The sequence below is a fragment of the Proteiniborus sp. genome, from assembly GCF_040308045.1.
Taxonomy (GTDB): Bacteria; Bacillota; Clostridia; order Tissierellales; family Proteiniboraceae; genus Proteiniborus.
This window is the reverse complement of the sequence record NZ_JAWRHZ010000012.1, coordinates 1-12,576: the sequence shown is the minus strand read 5'-3', so window position 1 is coordinate 12,576 and position 12,576 is coordinate 1. Positions and strand designations below refer to the sequence as shown.

General features: G+C 32.6%; 11 protein-coding genes, 1 pseudogene and 1 other annotated feature. Of the genes and pseudogenes, 3 read left to right on the top strand and 9 right to left on the bottom strand.

Translation table 11 applies throughout. The features are described from left to right. Positions 1–186: 186 nt before the first annotated feature. The 3 genes and pseudogenes from rpsD to ABV008_RS01840 all read right to left on the bottom strand — a co-directional run. Positions 187–765, bottom strand: coding sequence for a 30S ribosomal protein S4 (gene rpsD / locus ABV008_RS01850; protein WP_352418110.1), 579 nt, complete (start codon positions 763–765; stop codon positions 187–189). Positions 766–868: 103 nt separating this feature from the next. Further along, on the bottom strand, positions 869–1,702 hold the full coding sequence (locus ABV008_RS01845) for a CvfB family protein (protein ID WP_352418109.1): 834 nt from the start codon (positions 1,700–1,702) through the stop codon (positions 869–871). A 347-nt stretch (positions 1,703–2,049) separates the two neighbouring features. Beyond that, positions 2,050–2,154: pseudogene (locus ABV008_RS01840) on the bottom strand (oxidoreductase dimerization domain-containing protein); the annotation flags it as partial. A gap of 172 nt (positions 2,155–2,326) precedes the next feature. Here ABV008_RS01840 and namA point away from each other — a divergent pair. The 3 genes from namA to ABV008_RS01825 all read left to right on the top strand — a co-directional run bounded on the left by namA (position 2,327) and on the right by ABV008_RS01825 (position 4,596). Next, a complete protein-coding gene (gene namA / locus ABV008_RS01835; RefSeq protein ID WP_352418108.1) occupies positions 2,327–3,340 on the top strand; it encodes an NADPH dehydrogenase NamA in 1,014 nt (337 codons plus the stop codon). A 193-nt stretch (positions 3,341–3,533) separates the two neighbouring features. After that, positions 3,534–3,845 (top strand): hypothetical protein, encoded by a 312-nt coding sequence (locus tag ABV008_RS01830; RefSeq protein ID WP_352418107.1) that lies wholly within the window; start codon positions 3,534–3,536, stop codon positions 3,843–3,845. 112 nt (positions 3,846–3,957) lie between these two features. Then, a complete protein-coding gene (locus tag ABV008_RS01825) occupies positions 3,958–4,596 on the top strand; it encodes a nitroreductase family protein (RefSeq protein WP_352418106.1) in 639 nt (212 codons plus the stop codon). A 132-nt stretch (positions 4,597–4,728) separates the two neighbouring features. On the opposite strand, the gene ABV008_RS01820 is transcribed toward ABV008_RS01825, so the two are convergent. From ABV008_RS01820 to ABV008_RS01795, 6 genes are all read right to left on the bottom strand, one after another. Further along, positions 4,729–5,433 carry an ABC transporter ATP-binding protein gene (locus tag ABV008_RS01820; RefSeq protein WP_352418105.1) on the bottom strand — a complete coding sequence of 235 codons (705 nt, stop codon included), beginning with the start codon at positions 5,431–5,433 and terminating at the stop codon, positions 4,729–4,731. Positions 5,434–5,435: 2 nt separating this feature from the next. Beyond that, positions 5,436–6,209: an ABC transporter ATP-binding protein gene (locus ABV008_RS01815; RefSeq protein WP_352418104.1), complete on the bottom strand. Its 774-nt coding sequence runs from the start codon at positions 6,207–6,209 to the stop codon at positions 5,436–5,438. Continuing rightward, positions 6,187–7,137, bottom strand: coding sequence for a branched-chain amino acid ABC transporter permease (locus ABV008_RS01810; protein ID WP_352418103.1), 951 nt, complete (start codon positions 7,135–7,137; stop codon positions 6,187–6,189). The genes ABV008_RS01815 and ABV008_RS01810 overlap by 23 nt, the downstream gene beginning before the upstream one ends. Positions 7,138–7,151: 14 nt before the next feature. After that, complete coding sequence (locus ABV008_RS01805; RefSeq protein ID WP_352418102.1) at positions 7,152–8,036, bottom strand: branched-chain amino acid ABC transporter permease; 885 nt, start codon at positions 8,034–8,036, stop codon at positions 7,152–7,154. A gap of 231 nt (positions 8,037–8,267) precedes the next feature. After that, entirely contained in the window at positions 8,268–9,446 is a 1,179-nt protein-coding gene (locus tag ABV008_RS01800; protein WP_352418101.1) for an ABC transporter substrate-binding protein, read from the bottom strand. 134 nt (positions 9,447–9,580) lie between these two features. Then, positions 9,581–9,810, bottom strand: a binding site (T-box leader). Between the two features lie 390 nt (positions 9,811–10,200). After that, the coding region (locus ABV008_RS01795; RefSeq protein ID WP_352418100.1) for a carboxypeptidase regulatory-like domain-containing protein at positions 10,201–12,576 on the bottom strand (2,376 nt) is incomplete at its 5' end.

Genomic DNA, 12,576 nt, shown 5'->3' with positions numbered 1-12,576 from the left:
TTCAAATCAATTCATTAAAACATTTAAGAACTTATGTATTATGATTATATCCCATAAATATTAAATTTTGCATAACACATATATTAATAATTTCTTAACAAAATAAAAAATCAGAGATTCTTTACACATTCTCTGATTTTTTTCTTTAATACTATTTATCTACTTAAGCTTTCAAAGTTACTATTATTATTTTGAATAGAGCTCAATAATATAAGAGTCTACTACTTCTATTGGCACATCCTCCCTATTAGGAACAGACACTAGTTTTCCTGAAAAACCCTCAAGATTTTTTTCCAAATAATTCAACTTTAATTCCTGAGCTAGGAAATTTTCTTTAAACATCTCATTTTTTCTTGATTTTTCTTTTAGTGAAACTACATCTCCAACCTCTAATTTATATGAAGGCTTATCAACTTTCTTGCCATTTACAAGTATATGACCATGGACTACTATTTGTCTAGCTTGTCTTAATGTGGAACCAAAGCCTAATCTATAAACAATATTGTCTAAACGACATTCCAATCTTTGGACTAGCTTTTCTCCAGGGTTTCCTTTTGAAGAAAGAGCCTCATTCACATATATTTTAAACTGTTTCTCTAGCATTCCATAATATGCTTTTAACTTTTGTTTCTCCATAAGCTGCTTTCCATAATCAGATTGCTTACTTAATATTTTAGCTCCTCTCTTAAGAGCTTTTGGGTGATTAAATACATTAACTCCAAGGCGTCTCGCTGTCTTAAATCTTGGACCCATTGGTCTTGCCAAATTAAATTCCTCCTCTAAATAATTATATAAATTAATCCAGCAACCAATGACATTATACTATTTTTGATAATTATTCGCAAGTGATATTTGTTCTCAAATATTGCTATAATAGCTTTACTCCATTTTTAGTAACTTCAATTTTCTTATCTTTTAATAATCTTCCTATAACTTTTTTATATGCGCTTTTGCTCATATTAAGTTGATTTTTTATTTCTTCTGGAGAACTATTATCATTTAGCATTAATACTCCGCCATTCTTAATCATCTTTGTTAAAACATGTATCACGTCTTCGTCTGTTTGTATTTGACCTTTTTCTCTTAGGCTTAAGGCTAGCTTGCCATCTTCTCTTACTTTAGTTACTCTTGCTTCAATTTTATCGCCAATTCTATAAGTCCAATAAAGTTCCTTTTTAGGTATCATTGCATCATATTTGTTATCTACTGCAACAAATGCTCCCATATCTTTGTTTATTCTATAAATTATTCCCTGAACTCTATCATCTACTTTATAAGGTGAATGGCTTGATAAAATTCTATTAGTTTTCATAGTTGCACAAAGCCTATTGCTTTTATCTACATATAATCCTACCAAATACTCTCTACCTCTCTCTACTTTACCTTTTTGTTCTTTAAAAGGCAGCAATAAATCCTTTTCTAAACCCCAATCTAGAAAAGCACCTATTCTAGTGGTTTCTACTACTCTAAGTACTCCAATCTCACCGACTACAAGCTTAGGTTTTTTCGTTGTTGCTATTATCCTATCTTTTGAATCCCTATATACAAATACCTCTATTTCATCTCCTATCTTAATACCTTCTGGTACTTGTTTGATGGGTAACAAAATATCATCATCTTTTCTTTCTTTTGTATTTAAATACAAACCAAATTCTGTTTTTCTAATAACCTCTAGCTTTTGAATTTTTCCTAACTCTATCATTAATATCCTCCTCGGTACATAAGTATATTCCTAATTATAATCTAATTTTATAGTAAACTCTACCTTTATTTTACACCTAATAATATATTGTATGTATAGGTAAACTAAAAGATAATTAAGCCTTTTATAAATTATAAAAAACGAACTATATTGATTATATCATTGTAGAGGATTGTTTGAACAACTTTCTTAGTTATAATACTATAAGAATTATAGTATTATACAAAAAAAATTATAAAAATAAAGCTTCTTTCTAGCAGTAATGATTACATAAGCTAGAGAGAAGCTTTTATTATATACATTAATAATTAGTTTTGAATACAGCAATTATTTTCTGCTAGGGCTGCTTAAAATACAGATTCTGGTGTCGTTGGATGTGGATGAATTATTTTTATTATTTGATTTACTGTAAGATTATTTGTTATTGCAATAGAAATCTCATTAATTAAATCTGTAGCGTTTGGTCAGATAATTGAAGCACCTATTACTTTTCTTCTTTTTTTGTTTATAATAATTTTTACATACCCTTCAGTTTAGCCTAATAATAGAAAAATAAATAAAATACTTTAAACTAGATAATATTATTTAGATAGTGGTATATATTAAAGAAGGAAGGTGATAAAGGTGAAAACTTTTAATGAATATAGTATTGGAGGTTTGAAACTAAAAAATCGGATAGTAATGCCCCCAATGTGCATGTACTCATCAGATGAATCTGGATGCGTTAAAGATTGGCATGTTACACATTACATGACTAGGGCTGTTGGTGGTGTTGGGCTTATTATTGTTGAAGCTACTGCCATAGCTCCAAATGGAAGAATATCAAGCAAAGATTTAGGTATTTGGAATGACAAGCAAATACTTGGCTTAAAATCAATAGTAGATGGCTGCAAAGAACATGGTGCTAAGATTGCAATACAATTAGCCCATGCAGGAAGAAAGTGTGGTGCTGAAGGCGAAACTACAGTAGCACCTACATCTTATAAGTTTAGTGACTCTTATAGGATTCCAAAGGAACTAGCTAGAGAAGAAATTAAAGAAATTGTAAATAATTTTAAATATGCTGCAAAAAGAGCCAATGATGCTGGTTTCGATGCAATTGAAATTCATGGAGCCCATGGTTACTTAATTCATGAATTTTTATCACCACGCTCTAACATGAGAAAGGATGAGTATGGAGGTAGTATTGAAAATAGAACGAGATTTTTACAAGAAATAATCTCTTCCATTAAAGAAGTATGGCCTAAGGAAAAAACTATACTACTCAGAATATCTGCAGATGATTATTTAGATAGAGGTCTTGACATTAATGAAATGGTTAAAATAATCAATATAGTAAAAAATGATATTGATATAGTTCATGTTAGTTCTGGAGGATTAGAAAATGTAAGTATCAAAACATATCCCGGATATCAAGTTAGATATTCTGAAGTTATAAGGAAGGAATGCAACATTCCAACAATAGCTGTGGGCTTAATAAAAGAATATGACCAAGTAGAAGAAATACTCTCTAATGACAGGGCTGATTTAATAGCTCTTGGTAGGGAACTATTAAGAAATCCATATTGGGTACTAAACAGTGCTCATAAAAATAGTTTTGATATAGATTATCCAAAACAATATGAAAGAGGATTTTAGAAGATTAGGCTTGCCTAGTCTTCTAAATATTGCAAATGTTTTACAATCCTTTTTGCCCTTTGGATTAAATAAGAAAGTCAAAGCTGTAATACATATCTATTTTAATGCTAATAATACTTATGATACTCTTGATCAATATTATGAATTTAAAGAATTCAATCTTGAGACTTGATTATAGAAAGGATTGTGAATTATGGATATAAATAAATATTTAGTATGTCCTGAATGCAAGGGAGTACATTTTGAAATGAAAAGAGAAGCCACCTTTTTGTATACCTATAAGCTAGATACACCACTCACAGATAAATGGAGCGAAAAAGATGACAGACTGCCTTTTTTATTTGACTATAGAAAGATTATGAATAGCAAGGAATATCTTGAATGTAAAACCTGCGGAACTAAATATTCTCATAATCTTGAAAATGGAAATCCTAAAATTCATCTTACAATTCTTCAAAAGGCAGTACGTTCTGATTATAAAAAAAATCCAGAATTTTTAGGATAGCATATACTTTCCACTGTAACTTATATTTCTTTAATGGTAATAAATTTTCAGTCTAGATATTTTTTGATATACTATAATTAATATACTCAATAAATATATTAGGGAGGGAAAAATGAATAATCTTAATTTTATCTATAAAAGACATAGTGTTAGAAAATTTAAAGACAATGATGTTCCTTTGCAAGATATTAGTAAGATAATTGAAGCTGCTACATATGCGCCATCAGGGAAAAACCTACAGAACTGGCACTTCGTCGTTGTTAGAAATAGAGAAAAGATTGATGGTATGGTTAATGTTATTGAAAAAAAGGCATATGAAATAGTAGAATCTGTTAATGATGAAGAACTAAAAAAAGGATTTCTCAGATATTTAAAATATGCAACCATATTTAAAAATGCTCCTGTAACTATACTTATTTTTGCTGGTCCATATCCTACTACAGGGCTTGATGTGTTCAAGGCAAAAGGAGCAACTGATGAAGAAATAGAAAATTTACTTAGGCCAACACCGGGAATACAAAATATTGGTGCAACAGTTGAAAATCTTATGCTTGCTGCTGCCAACATGGGATATGGAACCTGCTGGATGACAAGTCCAAACTTTGCAGGTAAGGAAATAAGCAATTTTATAGGATTTATGAAAGAAGGATATTATCTTGCTGCTATTACTCCTTTGGGGATTCCAGAGGAGTCTGAGCTAACTAGTCCTCCTAGAAAACCTGTAGATGAGGTTATGACTATTATTGAGTAAAGCTAATATTTGAAGGTAAGTAAAATAGTCACTCTAAACGTAGAGAAGTATTTCTTTGTGCAATTCTTCTCTACGTTCAGGTAATGTTTTTTCTCTGATAGGTTGTTATTAATATTAAAGATTTTCATACAGCTAGCCCTCTAAATACGCCTTCTTAACCTTTTCATTTTGTAGCAGTTCTTTCGCATTTCCCTCTATTTCGATTTCTCCGTTTCTTATAATATAGGCCCTATCCGCAGTACTAAGTGCCATATGTGCATTTTGCTCAACAAGTAATACAGTTGTTCCTGCTTTATTTATACTATTTATAATTGAGAAGATTTCCTTTACTACAATTGGTGCAAGACCCATGGAAGGCTCATCTAGTAGAATAAGCTTAGGTCTGGACATAAGAGCACGCCCTATAGCGAGCATTTGCTGTTCTCCTCCAGATAAAGTTCCTGCCATTTGCCCCTTTCTTTCACTGAGTCTTGGAAACAAAGAAAATATCTTTTCAAAATCTTTATTAACTTCTACTTTATCTGTTCTTGTGAAAGCTCCCATTTCAAGATTTTCCATAACATTCATTTTCGAAAAAATTCTTCTCCCTTCGGGAACATGAGATATGCCTAATTTAACAATGTCGGGTGCAATTAAAGAATTAATCTTTTTCCCACTAAACTTTATCTCTCCACTGCTTGGCTTCTTCAGTCCAGATATAGCTTTTAAGGTAGTGCTTTTCCCTGCTCCATTAGCTCCGATAAGTGTAACTATTTCTCCATCCATCACTTTAAGGCTTATATCCTTTAAGGCATGAATCCCCCCATAAAATACATTTACATTTATAAGCTCTAACATTATTATTCCTCCTCACCTAGATAAGCCTTAATTACCCTCTCGTTTCTTTGAATCTCCTCCGGTACACCGCTAGCAATTAGCGTTCCATAATCAAAAACAAAAATTCTTTCACACACTTCCATAACTAATGACATGTCATGTTCTATAACTATAACAGTAAGGTCAAAGCATTCTCTAATCCATTTAATTAGCTCTTTAAGCTCCTTTGTCTCTTTTGGATTCATACCTGCAGCAGGTTCATCTAAAAGAAGAAGCTTTGGTTTTGCAGCTAAAGCCCTAGCTATTTCAAGTCTTCTCTGATCTCCATAGGATAGATTTTTTGAAAGCTCATCTTTTTTGTCTAATAAATCAAACTTAGCAAGAAGCTGAAGTGCATCTTCGTAAGTATTTTTTTCGCTTTTATAATATGAAGGTAGCCTAAATAAAGCTGATGCTACTCCATATTTTAACCCATGATGAAAACCAATAAGCACATTATCTATTACAGACATTTTTTGAAAAAGTCTTATGTTTTGAAATGTTCTCGCTATTCCAAAGTGTATTATTTTATGAGGTTTTAAGTCCTTAGTTGCAACTGTTTTGTTCAAATCATAGAAAATATCTCCTGAAGTAGGAGTATAAATTCCTGTTAACAAGTTGAAAAAGGTGGTTTTTCCTGCTCCATTTGGCCCAATCAACCCAATGATTTCTCCTTTTTCTACGCTTAAACTTACATCTGAAACTGCATTTATCCCGCCAAAGGATTTTGATAGTTTATCTACTTTCAATACTGCCATTAGGTTTAACCCCCTTTCCAAATAGTTTAAACTCTTGACTTCCCATAAGGCCTGTTGGTCTATAAACCATTATTCCAAAAAGAATTAGAGAATAAATCACCATTCTTAGTTCCGGTATGTTTTGAAGAAATAGTGAAATCACAGATAATACAATTGCCCCAACAATTGACCCTGTAATGCTTCCCATGCCTCCAAACACAACAATAACTAATATATCAATAGATTTCATAAAACCAAATGAGTCAGGCTTTATAAAATAAAAATAATTTGCATATAGTGCACCTGCAATTCCTGCAAAAAATGCTCCAATAGCAAAAGCTAATACCTTGTAATATGTTATATTTACTCCCATAGCCTCTGCTGCTATCTCATCTTCTCTAATAGAAATACAGGCTCTTCCGTGATAGGAATTAATAAATTGTCTAATTAGCACGACAGTAGCTACTGTTATAATAAAAATCCAAGTCCAATTTGTATATTGAGGAATATCATTAAATCCTATGGCTCCTCCTACGTAGTCTGTATTTAAAGCCACAATCCTTATGATTTCTCCAAATCCAAGTGTAGCTATAGCAAGATAGTCACCCTTTAATCTAAGAGTTGGAATACCAATGAAAACACCTGCTAATGCTGCAGTAATTCCTGCTACTAATATACCTATAATGAAAGGTAGACCAAGTTTAGCTGTAATAATTGCCGAAGTGTATGCTCCTATTGCCATAAAAGCTGCATGTCCTAATGAAAACTGACCTGTAAAGCCAGTAATGAGATTTAAGCTAACAGCTAATATAATATTGATTCCTACTAGGACAATATTTAATTGAATATATGAGTCAATGATTCCTATGTTTATTAAAAGCTGAACTAAAAAATAAGATAAAATCAATATGATAAAGCTAATAATGTTACTTTTGCTAAATCCTTTCATTTTCTCTGCACCTCCTACACCTTTTCTTTTGAATTTTTACCTAAAAGCCCATTAGGTCTTACTAACAAGACTAAAATAAGGATTGCAAAAGCAACTGCATCTTTGAATACTGAACCCCCATAAGCACTTACTATGGTTTCTGTCATTCCAAGAAAAAAACCTCCAAATACAGCTCCAGGAATTACACCTATTCCACCTAATACAGCTGCAATAAATGCCTTTAATCCAGGAGTTGCTCCCATTAATGGATTTATAGTATTATAATAAACTCCTACAAGAACTCCCGCAGCACCTGCTAATGCAGAGCCTATAGCAAAAGTATATGATATTATTTTATTTGCATTGATTCCCATAAGCTCTGCAGCCTCTTTGTCAAGAGAAACTGCCCTCATGGCTTTACCTACTTTAGTATTATGAATAATATATTGAAGTGCAATCATCAATATTATTGTAATGGCAACTATATAAATGTTTTTTGCATCAAGTATTACATTACCATTAAAGAATGTCAATTTTTTACTTTTTAGAACTTCTGGAAAAGTTCTTGTCTGTGGTCCAACAAAATACATCATAAAATATTGTAAAAACAAAGATACGCTAATAGCAGTAATTAGTGCTGAAATTCTTGTTGAATTTCTAATCGGTTTATATGCAACCTTTTCAATAAGCATACCTAGCAAACTGCATACTACCATTGAAATGAGTAAGGAAGGTAAAAAACCTAATTTGAGAAAGGTTGTTAATGCGAACCCTACATATGCACCCACCATGTAGATTTCACCATGAGCAAAGTTTATTAGATTTATGATTCCATACACCATAGTATATCCAAGTGCTATTAATGCATATATACTTCCTAGTGATACTCCATTTATCAACTGTTGAAATAATTGTTCCATTGCTTTCACTTCCTATCTAAGTCCTTCGTAAGTAATGTTAATTCTGCCCTTCCTAGGGTGACAATTGTAGAACAGTAGTTAAACGATAGTTGAACAGTAGTCAAGCAGTAGTTAAATAATCGTTAAACTACCACTAAACCACCGAACCCATAGTTACACCATCGCTGAACTTTCTGGCACTTAATTTCTAATTACAAAATTATAAAAGCCTGACCCCTTCATTTACTTCATTTATTTTTGCGGGTCTAATTTCTTTAAAAATGTTGGCTCCCCATCTTTCATCTCTATGATTGTTACTGATTTTACAGGATTATGTTTTTCATCTATTGACAAGGTTCCTGTTACACCATTAAAATCTTTAGCTGAAGCAAGAGCATCTCTTATTTTTTCTGCATTAGCTTCCCCAGCTCTATTTATTGCATCTGCTAAAAAATAAGCTAAATCATATCCTAATGCATTAAAAGCATCTGGAGCCTTGCCATATTTTTCATTAAAGTTTTCTTTGAATTTTACAACTACATCTGAGTCATCCAGTGGAGAATAATGGCTTGAATAAAATACATCATTTAAAGTATCTTTACCTGCTATCTCTACAAGCTTTGGAGATTCGTACCCATCTCCACCAAGAATAGGTACATTTAATCCTAATTCTCTTGCCTGTCTAATAATTAGCCCTACTTCTTCATAATATCCTGGAACAAATAATACTTCTGGATTTGTACCCTTAATATTTGTTAAAACAGCTTTAAAATCTGTGTCTTTCGCTTGATATGCTTCTTCAGTTAGGACTTCCCCACCTAGTTCTGTAAATGTTTCATTAAAACTTTTTGAAAGCCCTTGTGCATAGTCACTAGTAGTATCTGCTAAAATTGCTGCATTCTTGAAACCTAAATCATTGTAAGCAAATTCTGCCATCATAATCCCTTGGAAAGAGTCATTAAAGCAAGTCTTAAATACATAATCTTTTACATTGCCATTACTATCAACTGTAACATCATCAGCAGTTGCAGAACCTGAAATTAGAGGAACCTTGCTTTGCATTGCCGCAGGAATTGCCGCCTTTGTATTACCTGATGTATCTGAGCCTAATATAGCAACAACTTTTTCTCTAGTAGCTAACTTTGTAGAGGCACTAGCTGATTCCGTAGCATCTGATTTATTATCAATTTTTACAGGCTCTAATTGTTTTCCAAGCACTCCACCATTTTTATTAATCTCTTCTATAGCTAATTCAATACCCTCTGTAAGTCCTTGACCATATGTTGCTGCTCCGCCTGAATATGCATAATTTAAACCTACTCTAATTTTATCTGAACTCTCTGACTTACTATTAACTGCTCCGGAAGAACATCCTGTAAATAAACTTAATGCAAGAACTAATGAAACTAATAATGATAATTTTTTATTCATTTAAACCACCCCTACAATTATATTTTTTATAATAAAAATCCTTTGCGTATAATACCATCCTCATCTTGATTCATTTGATATTCCCCCTTTATGAAAAAATGTATAATAAAAGCCTCTACACGTATACAAATACATGTAGAGGCTTTCCATGCGGTACCACTCTACTTTATAATTATCTCACGATAATTAACTCAATAGGTTCAATCTAAACCTTAGCCTTCTAACGGGGCTTACCGCCATAGCTTACTGTTTTCAGCCATATAACTCCGAAGTGATGTTCCCTATGAAATCAATGCTAGTTCTCAGCTCCTCTAGCTCTCTGTAAAAGATTTTTATATAGTTCGCTCTTCATCATAGTTTTTATATATAATTTTTTATTTCTTTCTGACTTTTCTTTGTAATAATGAATAATATAACACGATAAAAAAAAGTTGTCAACACAATTTTTGCAATATTCTTAAACTTGTAATTCAAAATAAAAACTATTTAAAAGATTGATATTATTCGAGAATATATTGTCAAATATACAATAGCATAATTTCCACGTTATAAAGTCAATTGTTACATGTTTTTCATATTAGGCAAACCTTTTCCTTTGATACCATTGCAATAATTATTGTTTTGTGTTGCAATTTTCTTACAATTTTGTGCTTTCCCTTATACACTGTCAGCCTTGTTAAGAGTTTAACCTTTTTCTTGCACATATAAAAAAAGGATTCCTAAATATTTAGGAATCCTTTTTTGTATTATTGTTTTATTTTGAATATATTGTCATATCACCTTTTGTATTAAAGTATGTTAGTTCCTCAGGTAAAACTTCAATAGTAATTCTTTCTCCAGCATCATTAACTAGAGTATTTTCATTTAATTTAATGTAAACTTGTTCCCCAGAATTTATCCAGTTAATGAGTTTCCTTTGTGCGTCCGAATTGTTGTTAAGGAAGTCCATATCATAGGCTTCTCCATCAATTATTACTGCATTTACTGGAAGGTTTTCCATTTCTCCTATTACCGTAACTCTTCCCTCTGCTATTTCTGATAATCTAGTGCCATCTGTGCCTATAAGCAATACTTCAACTTGTAAGTTTGTTGCCACTAATCCTTCTGGCACTTCCCATGTTCCCCTATAAAATCCTGGAGACTCTTCAACCATTAATATTCCAAGCTCATTATTTGATATTTCAAATGGAAGCAATAACCTAAAGTATCCTGAATATCCTTCTGGAGCATAAAAGCTTACTTCTAATATATTTCCTGCTCTAAGTTCTAAATCTTCTGATGGCTCTATGTTAGTAATAGACGGTTCTTCTGGTTCCTCCGGTTCTTCATCTGATATTATTGTTATTTTTCCATCTGCTATTCTTGTTATCTCAAATCCAGATTCACTAATATATACAACTTCAATTTGTACAGTAGCTGCTTCCATTTCTTCTGGTACTATCCAGGTTCCTGTATATAGTCCGTCTTCTTCAGTCATTGGAATTCCTATTTCATTGTTTGAAACTCCAAATGGAAGCATTAGTCTAAAGTAACCTTCTCCACCTGTTGGTGCATTGAAACTAACAGTTAACACATCTCCTGCTCTAAGTTCTAAATCTTCTGATGGCTCTATGTTTGTGATTTCTGGTGCTTCTAGCTCTACTGTTACTGTTCTTGTGATAATTGTTTCATTTCCTGCTCCATCAAGTGCTTTTACTGTAATTTCATTTTCACCTGCATTTACCATTAATCTTTCATGGAAGTTTCCTTCTTCGTCTATTGCTATTTCTTTTTCATTTATTTGTAGTTTTGCTAGTTCAATATCATCTGTAACATTACCTACTACATGAACTACTTCTACATTGATCTTGGCATTATCTAGTGGCTCTTCTACTACTAAGACTGGTGCTACTTTGTCTTTTATTACTCTTACTGCTGGTGATGGTTCTGTTTGAACTCCGTCTAATTCTGCGGTTACCATGATTTCATTTTCGTCTAGTGGTAAGTTTACTTCTACTGCAAATGCTTTGTTTTCACTGTCTGCAGAACCTGCTATTACATTGTTAACGTATACATTTACCTTACATTCTGCTTCTACTGTTCCTTCTACAATTATAGTATCTTGATTTGTATATGTTAGTTCTCCAAGATTTGTTATCACTGGTGTTGATACAGAGTTTTCTACTATTGCTCTTATCATCAATCCACCTTCGATGTTTTCGGAACTGATTAATTGGAATTCTCCATCTAGGTTCATATAGGATCTGTCTCCGTGTGGTGAAGATTCATCTATTCCTGTTCCTGGACAATTTGTTCCTGCTCTGTCTTGGATAGTTGAAATATAGAAGTCTCTATCTGTTGAAAATCCAAAGCTTGATAGGTCTATTCTATTCCAAGCTCCTCTTTCAATATCCATGAATATAGGTTCTCCAACTTTATATGGTGTACCATTTTCATCTGTTCCATAGATTGTGAAGCCTATTCTGTTTCCTCCTGGAGTTGGCCAATCAGTTCCCCAGAAATATATCTTGGCGCCTACTACTTTACCAAATTGCTCTGGTGTAAATCTTACTGCTAATCCGTTAGGTGTGTTGTTTAGTACTAGTGCATTTTCTGCTGTTCCGTCATCATAGATTATCTCGTCTTCATAACCTACGAATCTCTTTAGTCCTAGTTCAACTTCTGTTACTTCGTCTGCATTTACTGTTACAGTAAATTCTCCTGGTTCAAATCCATCTGCTACTACCTTTAATGTGTAAGTTCCTACAAGAATATCAGGAATTTCGAAGTATCCGTTTTCGTCAGCTACAACTGGTGCTACCTTTGGATCTTCTACAACTCTGATAAGGGCATTAGCTGCAGGGTCACCATAGTATCTATCTTCTACTGTACCAACAATAGTTCCACGTGGTTTAGCTTCTAGCATAAATGATTGTCTTGTGGTTTCATTTTCAACTACAGCAACTTCTGCTTCTGATGGATAATATCCATATGCTTCTGCTCTTAAAGTGTAATCTCCCATTGGAACTCGAATGTTAAACTTACCTGTAATAGGATCTACTTTAACGCTTCTCCCTGTTTCTAATACTGTAACTACAGCATCTGCTACTGGAACTCCACCTATTATCATAGGTGTGTTTTGTACTTCTTT